This is a genomic window from Corallococcus exercitus (genome assembly GCF_003611585.1).
In the GTDB taxonomy this organism is placed as follows: Bacteria; Myxococcota; Myxococcia; order Myxococcales; family Myxococcaceae; genus Corallococcus; species Corallococcus exercitus.
Genome location: NZ_RAVW01000031.1, coordinates 23,815 through 39,788, shown reverse-complemented (window position 1 = coordinate 39,788; position 15,974 = coordinate 23,815). Strand labels below are relative to the sequence as shown.

16 protein-coding genes are annotated in these 15,974 nt (G+C 69.8%); 10 read left to right on the top strand and 6 right to left on the bottom strand.

Annotated features, from left to right (window positions below):
- Positions 1-55 precede the first annotated feature (55 nt).
- The 3 genes from D7W79_RS06640 to queD all read left to right on the top strand — a co-directional run bounded on the left by D7W79_RS06640 (position 56) and on the right by queD (position 1,234).
- A complete protein-coding gene (locus D7W79_RS06640) occupies positions 56-373 on the top strand; it encodes an ArsR/SmtB family transcription factor (RefSeq protein ID WP_120524485.1) in 318 nt (105 codons plus the stop codon).
- Positions 370-774 (top strand): SRPBCC family protein, encoded by a 405-nt coding sequence (locus D7W79_RS06635; protein WP_120524484.1) that lies wholly within the window; start codon positions 370-372, stop codon positions 772-774. The genes D7W79_RS06640 and D7W79_RS06635 overlap by 4 nt, the downstream gene beginning before the upstream one ends.
- 76 nt (positions 775-850) lie before the next feature.
- Positions 851-1,234, top strand: coding sequence for a 6-carboxytetrahydropterin synthase QueD (gene queD / locus D7W79_RS06630; protein WP_120524483.1), 384 nt, complete (start codon positions 851-853; stop codon positions 1,232-1,234).
- A gap of 7 nt (positions 1,235-1,241) precedes the next feature.
- On the opposite strand, the gene D7W79_RS06625 is transcribed toward queD, so the two are convergent.
- The 3 genes from D7W79_RS06625 to D7W79_RS06615 are packed head-to-tail and all read right to left on the bottom strand — an operon-like array spanning position 1,242 to position 4,092.
- Positions 1,242-1,943: an SDR family NAD(P)-dependent oxidoreductase gene (locus tag D7W79_RS06625; RefSeq protein WP_120524482.1), complete on the bottom strand. Its 702-nt coding sequence runs from the start codon at positions 1,941-1,943 to the stop codon at positions 1,242-1,244.
- Entirely contained in the window at positions 1,936-2,436 is a 501-nt protein-coding gene (locus D7W79_RS06620; protein WP_120524481.1) for a 6-pyruvoyl trahydropterin synthase family protein, read from the bottom strand. Before D7W79_RS06620 ends, D7W79_RS06625 begins: the two co-directional genes overlap by 8 nt.
- Before the next feature lie 39 nt (positions 2,437-2,475).
- Positions 2,476-4,092 carry an NADP-dependent glyceraldehyde-3-phosphate dehydrogenase gene (locus D7W79_RS06615; RefSeq protein WP_120524480.1) on the bottom strand — a complete coding sequence of 539 codons (1,617 nt, stop codon included), beginning with the start codon at positions 4,090-4,092 and terminating at the stop codon, positions 2,476-2,478.
- Between the two features lie 143 nt (positions 4,093-4,235).
- On the opposite strand from D7W79_RS06615, the gene D7W79_RS44835 reads away from it, so the two are divergent.
- The 7 genes from D7W79_RS44835 to D7W79_RS06575 all read left to right on the top strand — a co-directional run bounded on the left by D7W79_RS44835 (position 4,236) and on the right by D7W79_RS06575 (position 12,760).
- The gene (locus D7W79_RS44835; RefSeq protein ID WP_500681242.1) at positions 4,236-6,554 is read left to right on the top strand and encodes a YfbK domain-containing protein; all 2,319 of its coding nucleotides are present in this window, start codon (positions 4,236-4,238) and stop codon (positions 6,552-6,554) included.
- 11 nt (positions 6,555-6,565) lie between these two features.
- Positions 6,566-8,410, top strand: coding sequence for a sensor histidine kinase (locus D7W79_RS06600; RefSeq protein WP_120524479.1), 1,845 nt, complete (start codon positions 6,566-6,568; stop codon positions 8,408-8,410).
- A complete protein-coding gene (locus tag D7W79_RS06595; RefSeq protein WP_120524478.1) occupies positions 8,407-9,114 on the top strand; it encodes a response regulator transcription factor in 708 nt (235 codons plus the stop codon). Before D7W79_RS06600 ends, D7W79_RS06595 begins: the two co-directional genes overlap by 4 nt.
- Before the next feature lie 18 nt (positions 9,115-9,132).
- Complete coding sequence (locus D7W79_RS06590; RefSeq protein WP_120524477.1) at positions 9,133-9,495, top strand: carboxypeptidase-like regulatory domain-containing protein; 363 nt, start codon at positions 9,133-9,135, stop codon at positions 9,493-9,495.
- Positions 9,496-9,571: 76 nt separating this feature from the next.
- Complete coding sequence (locus D7W79_RS06585) at positions 9,572-10,321, top strand: type 1 glutamine amidotransferase domain-containing protein (protein ID WP_120524476.1); 750 nt, start codon at positions 9,572-9,574, stop codon at positions 10,319-10,321.
- 125 nt (positions 10,322-10,446) lie between these two features.
- Positions 10,447-11,529 carry a glycoside hydrolase family 43 protein gene (locus D7W79_RS06580; RefSeq protein WP_120524475.1) on the top strand — a complete coding sequence of 361 codons (1,083 nt, stop codon included), beginning with the start codon at positions 10,447-10,449 and terminating at the stop codon, positions 11,527-11,529.
- A 19-nt stretch (positions 11,530-11,548) separates the two neighbouring features.
- Positions 11,549-12,760 (top strand): glycoside hydrolase family 19 protein, encoded by a 1,212-nt coding sequence (locus tag D7W79_RS06575; protein ID WP_120524474.1) that lies wholly within the window; start codon positions 11,549-11,551, stop codon positions 12,758-12,760.
- Here D7W79_RS06575 and D7W79_RS06570 read toward each other — a convergent pair.
- The 3 genes from D7W79_RS06570 to D7W79_RS06560 are packed head-to-tail and all read right to left on the bottom strand — an operon-like array spanning position 12,757 to position 15,905.
- Entirely contained in the window at positions 12,757-13,839 is a 1,083-nt protein-coding gene (locus D7W79_RS06570; protein WP_120524473.1) for a hypothetical protein, read from the bottom strand. The genes D7W79_RS06575 and D7W79_RS06570 overlap by 4 nt on opposite strands.
- Before the next feature lie 44 nt (positions 13,840-13,883).
- The gene (locus tag D7W79_RS06565) at positions 13,884-14,294 is read right to left on the bottom strand and encodes a hypothetical protein (protein WP_120524472.1); all 411 of its coding nucleotides are present in this window, start codon (positions 14,292-14,294) and stop codon (positions 13,884-13,886) included.
- 3 nt (positions 14,295-14,297) lie between these two features.
- On the bottom strand, positions 14,298-15,905 hold the full coding sequence (locus tag D7W79_RS06560) for a hypothetical protein (RefSeq protein ID WP_147441817.1): 1,608 nt from the start codon (positions 15,903-15,905) through the stop codon (positions 14,298-14,300).
- Positions 15,906-15,974: the final 69 nt, after the last annotated feature.

The window sequence follows — 15,974 nt, the reverse complement described above, 5'->3', positions numbered from 1 at the left end:
CCCGCCACGGGCGCCCCTTGACGCGTCGGATATTTCCGACGTATCAATCCCAGCCATGCCCGAAGCGGATGTCTTTTCGGCGCTCGCCAATCCGGTGCGCCGCGAAATCCTGATGCAGCTGCGCAAGGGGCCGCGCGCGGTGAACGACCTGGCCAGCGGCTTCGACCTGGGCCGTCCCGCCGTCTCCGAACACCTCCAGGTCCTGCGCAAGGCCCAGCTCGTCCGCGAGGAGCCGCGCGGCCGGGAGCGCTACTACCACCTGGATCCGCGTCCGCTGTCGGAGGTGGACGACTGGCTCAAGGCCTTCACGCACTACTGGAAGCAGCGGCTTGCCGCGCTCGAGGACGTGCTCGACGAGGAGTCACGCAAATGAATCCCCCCGCCATCATCCAGCTGGACCACGTGTATGCCCATCCGCCCGCCGCCGTGTGGAAGGCCCTGACGGACCCGGCGCTGCACGCGAAGTGGTGGGCCGCGGGCGACGTGCGACCCGTCGTGGGCCACCGCTTCACGCTCGACATGGGCCCGTGGGGTCAGCAGCCGTGCGAGGTGCTCGTGGTGGAACCGGAGCGGCTGCTCAAATACAGCTTCGCGACGGGCACGCTCGACACGACCCTCACCTGGCGCCTCACGCCGGAGGGCACCGGGACGCGCCTCACCCTCACGCACGAGGGCTTCAACCTGGACTCGCCCATGGGCCGCCGCGCCTTCGAGGGGATGAAGCCGGGCTGGCCGGGGCTGCTCGCACGGTTGGGAACCGCACTCGGCGTCTGACTGCCCGTCCCCTGAGACGACCCGTGGACGCAGGGGGGGAACGCGGATACAAGGCCGCCCATTGGAGGCCGTTCCCGTGAAGAAGCCTACCCTCGTCACTGAAATCTCGAAGGAGTTCACCTTCGAGGCCGCGCACCGCCTGCCCAACGTTCCCGAGGGGCACAAGTGCTCGCGGGTGCACGGCCACAGCTACCGCATCGAGATCACCCTGCGCGGCCCCGTGCATCCCCAGTTCGGTTGGATTGTCGACTTCGCGGAGCTGAACGCCGCCTGGCAGCCGCTGCACGCCCAGCTGGACCACCGGCTGCTCAATGACGTCCCCGGCCTGGAGAACCCCACGAGCGAGCTGCTGGCCGCGTGGCTCTTCGAGCGCGTGAGCGTGCCGGGCACCACCGTCGCCCGCATCCGCGTCGCGGAGACCTGCACGTCCTCGTGCACCGTCTACGCCGCGGAAGGCTGAAGCCGCTTCAGCGCTCCACCTGTCCCAGGTTGGCGTGGATGACCGCGCCATTGAGGACGGGGGTGGTGGCGCAGGTGTAGAGCACGCCGGCGATCTCCTCCGGCGTGATGAGCCGTCCGAAGGTCGTCATCCCCGCCACGTTCGCACGCACGGCGGGGTCCCCGCCCATGTGCTCGCGGAGCATCTCCGTGTCCGTGAAGCCCGGGCAGACGGCGGCGGTGTGGACCCGGGTCCCCGCCAGGTCCTGGCAGGTGGCCCGCATCATCCCGATGAGCGCGTGCTTGGTCGTCACGTAGGACGCCACGCCCTTCACGGCCTTCTCCCCCAGCGTGGACGACACGTAGAGCAGTGACGAGCCGTCCGTGAGCAGCGGCCGCGCCAGACGGTTGAGCACCAGCGGGGCCACGACGTTGACCTCCAGCACGCGGCGCAGGTGGTCCGCGTCCATGGTCAGCGCGTCGTCGCGCTCGTAGAGGGCAGCGTTGTGCACGACGCACAGGCGTCCCTGGCCGGCGCCGTCGCGCAGCGCTTCCTCGACCGCGGGCTCCCAGCCCGGCTCGGCCAGATCCACCCGCACGTTGACGACGTCCGGCACGGTGCACGGGCCGCGCGCGACGTTGATGACGCGCCAGCCCTCCTTCCGGAACCGCTCCGCCGTCGCCCGCCCGATGCCCCGGCTGGCGCCGGTGATGAGGACCTGATCAGGCATCGCGCTTCCACTCCCAGGAGGCCCACTGTCCGGGGCCCGAGGCGCACTTCACCACCAGCTGGGTGACGTGGTCGCGCGCCATGCCGCTGCCATCCCCCACCAGCTCCTCGCCGAAGACGCGCGCCAGCTCCTCCAGCGACACGTTGGCCACCGGCAGCACCGTCACGTCGCGCGCCAGGAAGCGCAGCTCCTCGCCGTTGAAGTGCGCCACGTGGTTGCCCTGCGCGTCCCGCTCCAGCCGCAGGTGCTGGGAGTGGGCAGGCAGGAAGAAGGTCTCATTCCAGGCCTTGCAGCGGGCGATGATGGCCTGCTTGAGCGGACCGTAGTCCGACAGCAGGCCATCCTCGGACACCTCCCCCGTCAGCGCGACGTAGACGGAGAAGTTGTGCCCATGCAGGTTCTCGCGGTGCGTGGCGGAGAAGATGGTGAAGTGCCCCGCGGAGAACTTCATCTCTTCCTTGTGCAATTCGAGGGTCGTCGTGCGCGGCGCCATGGGATGGCCCCAGGCTTAGCACCCGAGGCCAAGGCCGGACTAGAAGAGGAAGTCCGTGGTGAGGAAATCCGACTCTCTGCGGGTCAGGATGGATTGGACGAGCGCCGTGTTGTCCGGCGTCGTCTTCGTGGCCACCAGCGTGCGGATGGAGAACACCCGCAGCGCGTCCGCCACGGACAGCGTCCCTTCCGCGGAGTCCTTGCGGCCGTTGAACGGGAAGGTGTCCGGCCCGCGCTGGCACTGGCAGTTGAGGTTGATGCGCCCCACCTGGTTGGAGAACGCGTCGATGAACCGCCCGATGCGCGCCGAGTCCTTCCCGAACAGGCTGAGCTGCTGGCCGAAGTGCGACTCCACCACCAGCCGCACGGCCTCCGCGTCGTCGTCGAAGACCATCACCGGCACCACCGGGCCGAACTGCTCCTCGGTGGCCAGCCGCATGTCCTTCGTCACCGGGTACACCACGGTGGGTGAATAGAACGACCGCGACGCCTGCCCGCCCGTCTGGTTCACCACGCGGGCGCCCTTCGACACGGCGTCGTCCACCAGCCCCTGGAGGTACGTCCCCTTGCCGGGCTCCGGCAGCGGCGTGACGGCGACGCCCGGGTCCCAGGGCATGCCGGGCTTGAGCTTGTCCACGGCGGCGGTGAACTTCGCGAGGAACGCGTCCACGATGTTCCGGTGCACCACCAGCAGCTTGAGCGCCGTGCACCGCTGGCCGTTGAAGGACAGCGTGCCGGTGATGCACTCCTTCACGGCGTTATCCAGGTCCGCGTCCTCCAGGATGATGGCCGGGTTCTTCGCGTCCAGGCCCAGCACGGACTTGAGGCGGTGCGGGCGCGGGTGCATTCGCTTCAATTCGCTGGCGCCCTTGTTGGTGCCGATGAAGGCAAACAGGTCCACCTGCCCGCTCTCCATCAGCGCGCCCACCGTCTCCCGGCCGCGGCCGTAGATGATGTTGATGACGCCGGGCGGGAAGCAGTCGCGGAACGCCTCCAGCAGCGGGCGCACCAGCAGCACGCCGAACTTCGCGGGCTTGAACACCACGGTGTTGCCCATGAGCAGCGCGGGGAAGAGCGTGCTGAAGGTCTCGTTGAGGGGGTAGTTGTACGGCCCCATGCAGAGGGCCACGCCCATGGGCGCGCGGCGGATCTGCGCCATGATGCCCTGGTCCTGCACGAAGCGGGACGAGGTGCGGTCCAGCTCCTTCAGCGCGCGGATGGTCTCCACGATGAGGTCCACCGTGCGGTCGAACTCCTTCTCCGAGTCCGGCTGCGTCTTGCCAATCTCCCACATCAGCAGGTTCACCACGGCGGTGCGCTGGGCGCGCATGGCGGTGAGGAAGCGCTCCACGTGCTCGATGCGTTCGGCGACCTTCAGGGATGGCCAGACGCCCCGGCCGGAGTCGTACGCCTTCACCGCCGCCGCGAGCGCGTCCAGGGACTCACGCGAGGTGAGCAGCGGCGTCGCGCCAATCACCTTCTGCTTCAGCCCTTCCGGGGTCCGGACGAACACGGGGCTGGCCACGGGGTTGAGCTCACCCGCCCAGGTGCGCAGCTCACCTCCCACCAGGTACTCGCGCTGCTCCAGGTACGCAGGGAGCCGCACTCCCGGGGGAATCTGCTCTTCGGAGGGAAAGAGGGTGTCGAGTGCCGTCATGGACGGCCTTTCTAATCAGACACCCGGCCCCCGGCACGATTTCCCGTCATGATGAAACCATGATGAGGAGACGAGCCCGCCGTGCGGTTCGATGCGGGTCGCATCCGGATGATGGCTCCACCCTGATGCGCGAGAGGTGGTCCATGCTGAAGTCCCTCCTGAGAAGTGCCATAGCCCTGCTCCTGATGACGTCCGCCCAGCCCGTGCTGGCCCAGCCGGCCGCGGGCAGCGTCGGCAAGAGCGTCATCATCGGCACGGTGATTGACGTCACCACCAGGAAGCCCGTGCCGGACGTGGTCGTCACCGCGAGTGCACCGACCTCGCAGGGCGAGCAGACGGTCATGACGGACGCCCAGGGGAACTACCGGATTCCCCAGCTTCCCGCCGGCACGTACACCGTGCGGTTCGAGAAGGAGTCGCTCAAGCCCTACTCCCGCTCTGAAATCCAGCTGCTGGCCAACCGCACCATCCGCCTGAACGTGGAGATGGTCCCCGAGCCTTTCATTTCGACGACGCTCGTTGGCGGCCCGCCCACCATCGACGTGGGCTCGTCGAACCAGGGCGTCGACGTGGACCCGGAGTTCATCAAGCGCATCGCGGTGGCACGCCCGGGGGCCAAGGGTGGTGCATCGCAGTCCATGGAGCAGCTCGCCCCGGGCGCCCAGTCCGACCAGTACGGCGTGTCCATCAACGGCCCGTCCGGGCCCGAGAACGGCTACGTGGTGGACGGCCTGAGCACGACCGACCCGGCCTTCGGTATCAATGGCAGCCCGCTCAGCAGCGAGTTCGTGCAGGGCGGGTCCCGTGGCTCCGGTGGCTACGTCGTGGAGGGCCTGAGCACGAACAACCCGTCGCTCGACGGTGATCCGAACAGCACCGATGACCGCGCCCGCGCCCCTTCCTGGGCCCTGCCGTACATGCACATCCTCGTCCCGGACGGCACGGCGCAGACGACGTACCGCGCGCCCCAGGCCTCGGCGGTCCCGACGCCGCAGCCCGCGCCGGAGCGCACCGTGGCCCCGAAGAACCAGCGCTTCTTCGACATGTACTTCAAGGGCTACGGCGTGAACCCCACCGTGGACACGGAGGAGGAGCGCTTCTCCACCTTCTCCGTGGACACGGACACGGCGTCGTACACGCTGACGCGCGCCTACCTGGAGCGCGGCGCGCTGCCGGACGAGCAGGCCGTGCGCGTGGAGGAGTTCGTCAACACCTTCGACTACGGCTACGCCAACGCCCCGGACGCGCCCTTCAGCGTGAACGTGGAGGGCTTCCCCTCCCCCGCGCGCAAGGGCTACCAGGTGGTGCACATCGGCGTGAAGGCGCGCGACGTGAGCGCCGCCCAGCGCAAGCCGGGTCACCTCGTCTTCGTCATCGACGTGTCCGGCTCCATGGACATGGAGAACCGGCTGGGGCTGGTGAAGCGCTCGCTGCGCCTGCTGGTGGACGCGCTGGATGAGCGCGACTGGGTGTCCATCGTCGTCTATGGCAGCGAGGCCCGCCAGGTGCTCGCGCCCACCAATGCCACGCAGAAGGCCAGCATCCTGGGCGCCATCGACAGCCTCCACTCGGAGGGGTCCACCAACGCGCAGGCCGGCATGGAGCTGGGCTACGCGCTGGCCGCGAGCAACATGGTCAAGGGCGGTATCAACCGCATCATCCTCTGCTCGGACGGCGTGGCGAACAACGGCATCACCGAGGCGGATGGCATCTGGGCGCGCGTGAAGCAGCAGGCGGCGGCGGGCATCACGCTGTCCACCGTGGGCTTCGGCATGGGCAACTACAACGACGTGCTGATGGAGCGGCTGGCCCAGGTGGGTGAAGGCAACTACTCCTACGTGGACAAGCTGGAGGAGGCCCGCCGCATCTTCGTGCAGAACCTCACCGGCACGCTCCAGGTGGTGGCCAAGGACGTGAAGCTCCAGGTGGAGTTCGACCGCAAGACGGTGTCCCGCTACCGCCTCATCGGCTACGAGAACCGCCTGCTCACCAAGCAGCAGTTCAACGACGACCGCGTGGACGCGGGCGAGGTGGGCGCGGGCCACGCCGTCACCGCGCTCTACGAGGTGAAGCTGCGCGACCCGTCGCAGACCAACTTCGGCACGCTGCGCATCCGCTACAAGGCTCCGGAGGGTGGCAGCTCGCGCCTCATCGAGAAGGCCATGCCCGTGACGCTGTTGCGTCCGGCCTACGAAAAGGCCGCATCCCCCACCCGCCTGTCCTACGTGGCCGCGGCCTTCGCGGAGAAGCTGCGCGGCTCCTACTGGGCGCGGCCGCTCACCTACGACGCGCTCGTGTCGCTGTGGGAGGAGCTGGGCACGCCGCTGAAGGCCCGGCAGGACGTGGTGGAGCTGGGTGAGCTCATCCGGCTGGCGAAGAAGCTGGACCGCCGCGAGGACCGCTTCGAGACCATCGCGCCGGTGCGCACCATGGACGCCGACCGCGTCCCCACCATCAAGTAAGGCCCATCCGGATGCCGCGCAGGCTGCTGCCCACCCTCGTCGCCCTCGTGCTCGGCCTCGCCGGGCTCGGGGTCGGCCTGGGCTACCTCCACCGCATCTTCGCCGCCGAGCGCGAGGATGCGCGAGCCTCGCTCCGCTCCCGGCGCGAGGCCCTGGAGCAGTACGCCCGCGCGTCCCTGGGGCAGGCCTTGCGCGAGGGCCTGGAGCGCGCGCGCGGCACGCTGGCCGCGGCGAAGGAGGATCCGTTGGTGGCCACGCCGGGGCTGTACCTGCGGGAACAGGGGGAGCAGGTCCTGCCCCGGCTGGCGCAGTTCGACACGGCCGGGGATGCGCCCGCGAAGGACCGCTACGCCAGGCTGCGCGCGGGCACGGAGGTCGCGGACGAGGACGAGGGCCCGTGGAACGAGCGGCTGGAGCGGATGGCGCTGGTGGAGCAGGCGCTGAAGGCGAAGGACCGGAAGGCCACGCTGCTGTCGCTGATGGCGCTGCTCCAGCACCGCGCCCGCTTCGTGCTCGCGTCCACGCGCGACCTGCCGTCGCTGCTGGTGGTGCTGGAGGATGTGTCCGCGCGGGGCGACGTGGTGCCGGACCTGATGCGGGGCCTGGTGCGCGACGGGCTCGTGGATGGCCAGGGCGGTGGGCGGCTGGAGGGCTTGCAGCGGCTGCTGTTGCTCAAGCGCTCGCGCTTCACGCCGGAGGACTTCGACTTCCTGCGGGAGAAGGTGTCGGCGCTCTCCGCGCGCGTGGGCGTGCCGGTGGCGGACTTCGAGGCCCGGGCGCGCGAGCTGGCCGCGTCGCCACTGCCGCTGCCTGAAGAGGTCCTGGAGCCGGTGCTGACGCGGTCCGGCTGGTACCTGGAGCCGCTCCAGGGGGGCGACGTGCGCGGGCTGGCGCTGGACCTGCCCGGGCTCCTGACGGGGCTCACCCGCGAGATGCGCGAGCGCGGCCTGCTGGAGGCGGACGGGCGCGTGGCCCTGCCGGGGGACGCGCCGGTGCTGACGCTCGCGTCGCTGCCGGTGGCGGTGGCGTCGTCCGCGTGGACGCGGGGCGAGGAAGCGCTGGAGAGCCGCTACCGGCTCAAGACGTGGATGCTGGCCTTGTGCGCGGCGCTGGCGCTCATCATCGCGGCGCTGGCCTTCGTGGCGCAGCACCGCAAGTACCGCTTCCTGGAGCTCAAGAGCGACTTCGTGGCCACGGTGTCGCACGAACTGCGCACGCCGCTGGCCTCCATCCGGCTGCTCGCGGAGACGCTGGAGTGGCGGGTGGCGGAAGGCGCGGACGCGAAGGACTACCCCGCGCGCATCATCCGCGAGGCGGACGGTCTGGGCTTCCTGGTGGAGAACCTGCTGTCCTTCAACCGCATCGACAAGGGGCGCTGGGTGCCGAAGCTCGCGCCGGTGCGGCTGGACGAGCTGGTCTCCAACCTGCGCCGGGACCTGGAGTCCGGCGCGCCGGTGCCCGTGGAGCTGACCGCGGACGTGGACGCGCGCGAGCTGAACGCGGACGCGCAGCTCCTGCGGTTGCTGCTGGCGAACCTGGCGCGCAATGCGTGCGCGTACAACACCCGCAGCCCCGTGAAGCTGCACGTCCAGACGCTGCCCGGAGGGCGCGTGCACTTCACGGACAACGGCACCGGCATCCCGAAGGCCGAGTGGGAGCGCGTCTTCGGCGAGTTCTACCGGCTGTCCGGCCGCGACGGCCGCGAGGTGCCCGGCAGCGGGCTGGGGCTCGCGCTGTGCCGGAAGATTGCCCGGCTGCACGGAGGCACGCTGCGCGTGGCGGCCTCCAGCCCCGAAGGCACCACCTTCGAACTGACCCTTCCCGAGTACCAGGCTGACGCCCGGAGCACCGCATGACCACCGCCGCCCCCACCGTCCTCGTCGTGGAGGACGACCCGAACCTGCGGCTCGCGCTGCGAGACAACCTGGAGCACCAGGGCGGCTACGCCGTGGAGGAGGCCGCCACGGTGAAGGAGGCGCGCGAGCAGCTGTCCCGCCGCGACTTCCAGCTCATCCTCCTGGACGTGATGCTGCCGGATGGAGATGGCTACGCGCTCTGCCGCACGCTGCGCGAGGAAGGCCTGGGCGTGCCGGTGCTGATGCTCACCGCGCGCACGCTGGAAGAGGACGTGGTGCGAGGCTTCGAGTCCGGAGCGCAGGACTACCTGGGCAAGCCCTACCGGCTGCGCGAGCTGCTGGCGCGAGTGGGCGCCCACCTGAGGCGCGGCGGCGGCGTCACCCCGGCGAAGCTGCTGCGCTTCGCGGGCTACAGCGTGGACCTGGACCGGCGACGGGTGGAGACGCCCGAGGGCGCGGAGGTGGAGCTGACGCGCAAGGAGTTCGACCTGCTGGCCTTCTTCCTGAAGGAGCGCGAGCGGGCGCTCAAGCGGGACGAGATCCTGGACGCCGTGTGGGGCACGGACGTGGTGGTGGATCCGCACACCGTGGACAACTTCGTCTCCAGCCTGAAGCGCAAGCTCAAGTGGACCAGCGCCTCGCGCTTCTCCATCCAGACCGTGCGCGGCGTGGGCTACCGTATGGAAGTCGAGCGCGGTTCCTGACCCGAAAGGGGTTCCCCGATGAGGTCCCTGCTCCACGTTCTGCCGTGCCTCATGCTGTTGCTGGCGTCTGCCCCGACAAGCGCCCAGTCCGACAGCGCCATCTTCGGCACCGTCTTCGACGTCGTCACCCAGCAGCCCCTCGCGGACGCGCTTGTCACCTTGAGGTCGCCCGTCCTCCAGGAGGAGAGAGTCGTGGTCACGGATACCCAGGGACACTTCCGCTTTCCGAAGCTGCCTCCTGGGCGCTACGCGCTGCGCTTCGAGCACTTGATTTACTACCCGCACATGCGCACAGACCTCGAGCTACGGGAGGGACGCTCCCTTCGGGCACACGTCGAACTGGTTCCAGATCCAGAGGGGGGCGTCATCAGTTGCTATTGAGTCTCCCGGCATCGGCGCGGGTCCGATGCCTTCCTGACCGCTTGTCAGCCCCAGGGACGCGGGAAAGACTCGCCGCATGGCCTCCGCCCGCCGAGTCCTCGTCCCGCTGCCCGACCACGACTTCGACGTCACCGAGGTCGCCGTGCCCTGGCGCATGCTCACCGACGCGGGCCACGAGGTCGTGTTCGCCACGGAGAAGGGCCACATGCCCGCCGCGGATCCGCTGCTGCTCACCGGCGTCCTCTTCGGGAAGCTGGGCGCGGAGCCGGAGCCCCGGCGCTTCTATGGCGACCTCACGCTCACGAAGGCCTTCCAGAAACCCCTCACCTGGGACGCGGTGACGCCGTCGGACTTCGACGCGCTCCTTCTGCCCGGAGGCCACGCACCGGGCATGCGGCAGTACCTGGGCAGCGAGGCGCTCCAGTCAAAGGTGGCGGCGTTCTGGGCGCTCCAGCGGCCCGTCGCGGCCATCTGTCACGGCGTGCTGGTGCTCGCGCGCACGAAGGATCCCGCCACTGGCCGGAGCGTGCTCCACGGCACGCGCACCACGTGCCTGCCGAAGTACATGGAGCGCTCCGCGTACCTGCTGACCGCGTGGAAGCTGGGGCGCTACTACCGCACCTACCCCGCCTATGTGGAGGAGGAGGTCGTCGCCGCGCTCGCGGACCCGAGCCACTTCGAGCGCGGCCCCCGCGTCCTGTCCAAGCGCGGCACCGCGACGGACCACGCCCCTGCCTTCGTCGTTGAGGACGGACGCTACGTGTCCGCGCGGTGGCCGGGGGACGCGTACCTCTTCACGGAGCGCTTCCTGAAGCACCTGACCTGACGCGCTGAATCATCCGCTTCCAGCCTTTCAGGGTTCCCCTGATTGACTGGATAGCCATGTCCTGACTAAGGATCTCCCGGCCAACTTTCTTCTTCGACGAAAGAAAGTTTCCCCTGGAGATGTGGATGCGTGCCCTGAAGTTCCTTCTCATGCCGGCGCTGGCGGTCACCCTCCAGGCGTGTGGCCCCGAAGCGCCCGCGTCCCTTCCCGAGGAGTCAGGCACGAGCCGTCAGGACCTACGGCTGTCCATCAAGAACGCGGACCCGTCCATCCTCCGAGTGGACAGCACGTACGTCTCCGTGGAGTCGGACGGCGCCCGGCTCTACGTGCGGATGGCGTCCTCGGTGGACGCGCTCGCGGGGGCCGTGCGGCAGCAGGTGTGGGGCAACCCCCAGGGCCTGGGCGAGGTGTGGGCGCCCGAGATCGTCCGGGACGGCAGCACCTACGTCATCTACTTCGCGGCCGGCACGGGCAGTGGCCACCGCATGTACGCCATCACGTCGTCGTCGCCCAACACGGGCTACTCCGCGGCGGTGCGGATGGCGCTGCCCGGCGACAAGTGGGCCATCGACGGCACGGCGTTCACCTACCGGAACCAGCGCTGGTTCGTCTGGTCCGGCTGGGAGGGCGACAGCAACGGCGAGCAGACGCTCTACATCGCGCGCATGTCCAGCCCCACCACCATCACCGGCGGGCGCTACGTCATCTCCCAGCCCCGCGAGTGGTGGGAGAAGGTCGACGTCAATCCGCCCACGCGCGTCAACGAGGGCCCGGAGGCCATCATCGACCCGAGCGGCCAGCTGCACGTCGTGTACTCGGCCAACGGGAGCTGGGACACGAACTACTGCCTCGCGGACCTGCGCCTGCGCCTGGACGGTGACCCGACCTATGTCTGGGATTGGTTCAAGTCCAACGGCTGCCTCTTCGGCTCGCGCCGCGACATCATGATGAGCGGCTGGGACCCCACGCTCTCCACGAAGGGCGTGGGCCACCACACCTTCGTGCTGCTCAACGGCGACATCAACACCAGCCCACCCGCGGGGCCGAAGTTCCCGCTCGCCTTCCACGGCGTGCCCAACGCGGACAACCCCAACCCCTTCTGGTCCGGCCGCTACTGGTACTCCGGCACGTTCCAGTGGTGGGGAAACATCACGTACACGCGCGGCACCGAACGCAACACGGGCTGGAGCCTGAAGTTCTACGAGTAGCACCCACCGAAAGGACGTCATGAACCACAAGGGAATGATCCGAGGTCTGTCGTTGCTGGGAGTCGTGGGCGCGCTGGGCGGCTGTTCGGGTCCGGAGGCGGAAGGCACTCCACCGGAAGCCACCGGCCGGGTGGAGAGCGCCGCCGTCGTGTCGACCATCACGGAGGGCGACTACGTCATCCGCTCCGTGCGGACGAACAAGTGCATCGACGTGGCCTCGTCCAGCACGGCGGACGGCGCGAAGGTGCAGCAGTGGGACTGCAACGGCACCAACGCGCAGAAGTTCCACATCTCGCCCACGTCGGGCGGGTTCTGGAAGATCATCAACGTCAACAGCGGCAAGGCCCTGGACATCGCGGGGGTCAGCACCGCGGAGAACGCCGTCCTCCACCAGTGGACCTACGTCGACGGCGCCAACCAACAGTTCCAGTTCATCAACCGGGGCGGCACGCAGTTCAGCTTCCACCCGCGCCACACCGGCATGGCCATGGACCTGTCGTGGGGCTCGTTCGACAACGGCACCCAGATCGTCCAGTACCCCTACTACGCGGACCGCGACAACCAGCGCTGGACGTTCGACCTGGTCTCCGGCGGCGGAAGCGGCGGCACGGGCTTCGCGGGCATCCTCACCCGCGACATGTTCAACGCCATGTTCCCCAGCCGCAACGCCTTCTACAGCTACGACGCGCTCATCGCCGCCGCGAACGGCTTCCCGGGCCTGGCGACGACGGGTGACACCGACACGCGCAAGCGCGAGGTGGCCGCGTTCCTGGCCAACGTGTCGCATGAGACGGGCGGCCTCGTGTACATCGAGGAGATCAACAAGGCGGACTACTGCGACACGTCGTGGGGCCCGCCGGGTTGCAGCTGCGCGCCGGGCAAGCGGTACTACGGACGCGGCCCCATGCAGCTGTCGTGGAACGGCAACTACTGCGCGGCGGGCAACGCGCTGGGCCTGCCGCTCCAGGCGAACCCGGACCTGCTGGCCCAGGACGCGAACGCCGCGTGGCGCACGGGCTTCTGGTTCTGGACCACGCAGAACGGCGCGGGCTCCATGACGGCGCACAACGCCATCGTCAACGGCGCCGGCTTCGGTGAGACCATCCGCACCATCAACGGCTCGGTGGAGTGCTACGGCCGCAACCCCGCCCAGGTGCAGAGCCGCATCGACAAGTACCTGCAGTTCTGCTCCATGCTCGGCGTGAGCCCCGGCGCCAACCTGGGCTGCTAGGGAAGCTGTCCCAGCAGCTCGAAGAGGGCCTCGCGCGTGAGCCCCGCCGCGTCGCGAGCCACCGTCTCCAGCATCCCCCTCGCCCGTCCCAGCTGGGACGGGTCCGCGTCCTCCAGGGCGGCCACCGCGGCCTCCTGGAGCTCGCGCGACGCGGCCGGCCCCAGCTGGCCCTTCAACAGGAAGAGGGCCTCCGCCGCCGGAGCGCCCGCGCTCACCAGCGCCACGGCGGAGCGGGCCGCGACGTAGGGGCTCTCGTCCCGGAGATGCTCGCGCAGGGCCGCGATGGCGGCGGGCGACAGCGGACCGCTCACGCCCAGCACGGCCGCGGCCTCCTGCCGGATGGGCGCCTCCGGCGCGCCCAGCGTGCGCAGGATGGCGGACTCCAGGCCCGGCAGCGCGGGCACCGGCAGCTCGTCCGTGAACAGCTCATGGAGCAGGCCCCGCAGTGCCACCAGGGCCAGGTAGAGGCGCGCCCCGTCCGTCCTGCGCACCTCTTCCAGCAACCGGGGCGCGGTGAGGTCCGGGGCCAGCAGGGCGAGCGCCGCCACGGACTCCAGCGCGGAGAGGGCCACGGGCTCCTCGTCGTCCAACAGCTTCAGCAGCGTGGGCAGCGCCGACGACGCGGCGGTCCCCAGCCGCCCCACGACGCGCGCCATGGCGCTGCGGACGGAGGCCTGGGGATGCTGGAACAGTCCCTCCAGCGCGGCGAGCTGGGACGGATCCACCCGGCACACCATGGTGAGCACCGTGGCCGCGTGCTCCAGCGCCGCGGCGTCGGCGTCCATTCGCGTCAGCACCGCAAGCACGCTCTGGAGCGCGAGGCCGGTGAGGCCCGCCTGGGGAGGCCACCAGCCACGCTGCAACAGGAAGAGCAGCGGCTCCGAGACCGCCGTTCCGGGCCGCCCCAGCTCCTCCAGCAGGGCCCGCGCGGTCCGCTCCCGCGACTCCGGCGCCCCGGACACCAGCAGCTCCTCCAACGCCGACAGCGCCTCCTCGCGCGCTCCCGCATCGCGCGAGGAGAGCCGGCCCAGCCACTCCTCCACCGTGCGAACACGGCCCCTGTTGCGCTCCGAAGACATGGCCCCAGGCTAGCGCCAACCCCCTCCGGATCGAGGGCCTTCCGCTACGGGTCGGCCTGGGTGACGTGGCCCTCCGCGTCCACATCGAAGTGGAGTGTGCCCCGGTTCTTACCCACCACGTACAACGCGTATCGGCCCCCGGGCTGGAGTGCCCGGGGTCCGTCCAGGACGGTGAAGCCCTGGGGTGCCTCGCCGTACGTCAGCGAGGCCACGCTGGCGAGGTCGCCGAACGGCTCCGCCCGCAGCTGCCAGTACATCTCCCCTGCCCGGTCCAACACCTGGACGGTGTTGTAGCGGGGGCGGTCCTCGTGCTCGGGGTCCTCCACCTGGAAGCGGGGAGCGGGCAGCTGCCGCGCGCCCTCCACCAGCGACACCTGGAGGACGGGACGGCACGCGGTGAGGAAGAGGAGCAGGACCCAGGCCCACCCCAGGCTGGCGACGCGCGGCGACCTCATGGCCTACGGAGCCCCTTCGCCGGCCCGCACCTGGGCGACGGCCGCGGTGATCTGCGCCGTGTAGTCCTTGCCGTTGTAGTGGAAGCCGCCGGCGGGGTTGGCGAAGTAGCCGGCGAGCTGCGCCTGCTGGAGGAACTCCGCCTGCTGCTCGGGGTTGAGCTGGCTCCAGGACTTGCCCGCGTCCAGGCCCTTCTCGAAGTCGTAGCCGTCCCCGATGTGCTGGGCCACCAGCGCCTCGCTCATGTAGTCCGTGCCGCCGTTCTGGTGCTGCCAGACGTGCGCCGACTCGTGCACCAGCAGGTCCGGCGTCAGGGGCAGGTTGTCCGGCGGGATGTAGATGGTGTTGCCGTGGGTGAACGCGCGCCCGGTGGTGCTGAACAGGCCGGAGTTGCCCTCCTTGATGCGCATCTGCGAGTAGTCGATGGAGTCCCCATAGACGCTCTTCAGCGTGGCGATCTCACTGTCCGACAGCTTGCGCGCGGGCGGCTCCACGCCAATCAGCGTCTGGATGGCGCTCAGCGCCCGGCCGCCCATCATCAAGAGCGCGTCCACGGGCGTCTGCACGACGGTCTTCAGGAGGCCCAGCCCCATCTGCTTGAAGCCTTCACCGAACTTGCCCTGGAACAGCTTGCCGATGCCGCCAAAGAAGGTGCCCAGCCCCTCTCCGACGTTGCGGACCGCGCCCACCACGGTGCTCAGGGCACCGGTGGCCAGGCTGCGGATGCCGTCGCCCGCGCGAGTGGCCACCGTCTTGATGCCGCCCCAGACGGTCTTCGCCGCGCCGCCCACCCAGTTCGCCGCGGTGCTGACCGCGCCGCCCACCGCCTTGGCCGCGGTGGTGACCGCGCCGCCCACCGCCTTGGCCGCCGTGGTGACCGCGCTACCGACGGCGTTCACCGCCGAGCCGACCGCGTTGCCCACGGCCTTGACCGCGCCGCCCACCGCGTCGCCAATGGCCTTGAAGGGGTTCCAGAACTCGACCTCCTTCGTCTTGCCGTCCACGACGATGGTGCCCTTGTCGTTCTCCGCGCGGATGTCCGCCACCTGCTTCGTGGACAGCTTCTCCCCGGACAGGATGCGGCGGAACAGCTCGCCCTCGTCGCCCTGGGTGTCCTCGGTGTTGAGCTTCGTGTCCAGGTGGTGGCCCGCCTCCTCCACGTAGGTGGAGGCCGCCAGCGACGGGTCCAGCGACTCATTGATGAGCACCGTGCCGGATTCCGCGTCGTAGGCGCCGTTGGCCCCGTTCAGCGTCTCCGCGGACACCGTGCGCACCGGCGGCAGCCAGCCGAAGTCGCCCTTCAGGGCCTGCTGCCGGTACTGCTCGGCCTTGCCGGCGTCGTAGCCCTCGCCGTAGACCGTCCGCATCGTCTCGTGGAACTTCTGCTTGTCCGACGCCATCGCGCCGAACTCGCGCTTGAACGTGGACGTCACGTCCGGCCGCTTGGAGACAAACGCGCTCTGCTCGGAGAAGCCCGCCCGGCGCGCCGCCACTTCCGGCGGGCGCGGAGGCGTCCCCTGCGCCGCGTTATTGCGTGCCGTTCCCGCTGGCTGACCCTCCGCCGCGAGCCCCTTGCGAGGCTCCTGCGGCGGTACCCTGGTTTGAATCCGCATCGTCATCACATCCCCCTCGTGAAGCATGAACTGACAGGACACAGGGTATAGCCCGTGTCCGACATGGGG

Coding starts and splice junctions, on each gene's coding strand:
- D7W79_RS06615 (WP_120524480.1), bottom strand. CDS start 4,092: ATGACGGCACTCGACACCCTCTTTCCCTCCGAAGAGCAGATTCCCCCG.
- D7W79_RS06580 (WP_120524475.1), top strand. CDS start 10,447: ATGCGTGCCCTGAAGTTCCTTCTCATGCCGGCGCTGGCGGTCACCCTC.
- D7W79_RS06585 (WP_120524476.1), top strand. CDS start 9,572: ATGGCCTCCGCCCGCCGAGTCCTCGTCCCGCTGCCCGACCACGACTTC.
- D7W79_RS06570 (WP_120524473.1), bottom strand. CDS start 13,839: ATGTCTTCGGAGCGCAACAGGGGCCGTGTTCGCACGGTGGAGGAGTGG.
- D7W79_RS06600 (WP_120524479.1), top strand. CDS start 6,566: ATGCCGCGCAGGCTGCTGCCCACCCTCGTCGCCCTCGTGCTCGGCCTC.
- D7W79_RS06625 (WP_120524482.1), bottom strand. CDS start 1,943: ATGCCTGATCAGGTCCTCATCACCGGCGCCAGCCGGGGCATCGGGCGG.
- D7W79_RS44835 (WP_500681242.1), top strand. CDS start 4,236: ATGCTGAAGTCCCTCCTGAGAAGTGCCATAGCCCTGCTCCTGATGACG.
- D7W79_RS06590 (WP_120524477.1), top strand. CDS start 9,133: ATGAGGTCCCTGCTCCACGTTCTGCCGTGCCTCATGCTGTTGCTGGCG.
- D7W79_RS06560 (WP_147441817.1), bottom strand. CDS start 15,905: ATGCGGATTCAAACCAGGGTACCGCCGCAGGAGCCTCGCAAGGGGCTC.
- D7W79_RS06575 (WP_120524474.1), top strand. CDS start 11,549: ATGAACCACAAGGGAATGATCCGAGGTCTGTCGTTGCTGGGAGTCGTG.
- D7W79_RS06565 (WP_120524472.1), bottom strand. CDS start 14,294: ATGAGGTCGCCGCGCGTCGCCAGCCTGGGGTGGGCCTGGGTCCTGCTC.
- D7W79_RS06635 (WP_120524484.1), top strand. CDS start 370: ATGAATCCCCCCGCCATCATCCAGCTGGACCACGTGTATGCCCATCCG.
- D7W79_RS06595 (WP_120524478.1), top strand. CDS start 8,407: ATGACCACCGCCGCCCCCACCGTCCTCGTCGTGGAGGACGACCCGAAC.
- D7W79_RS06640 (WP_120524485.1), top strand. CDS start 56: ATGCCCGAAGCGGATGTCTTTTCGGCGCTCGCCAATCCGGTGCGCCGC.
- D7W79_RS06620 (WP_120524481.1), bottom strand. CDS start 2,436: ATGGCGCCGCGCACGACGACCCTCGAATTGCACAAGGAAGAGATGAAG.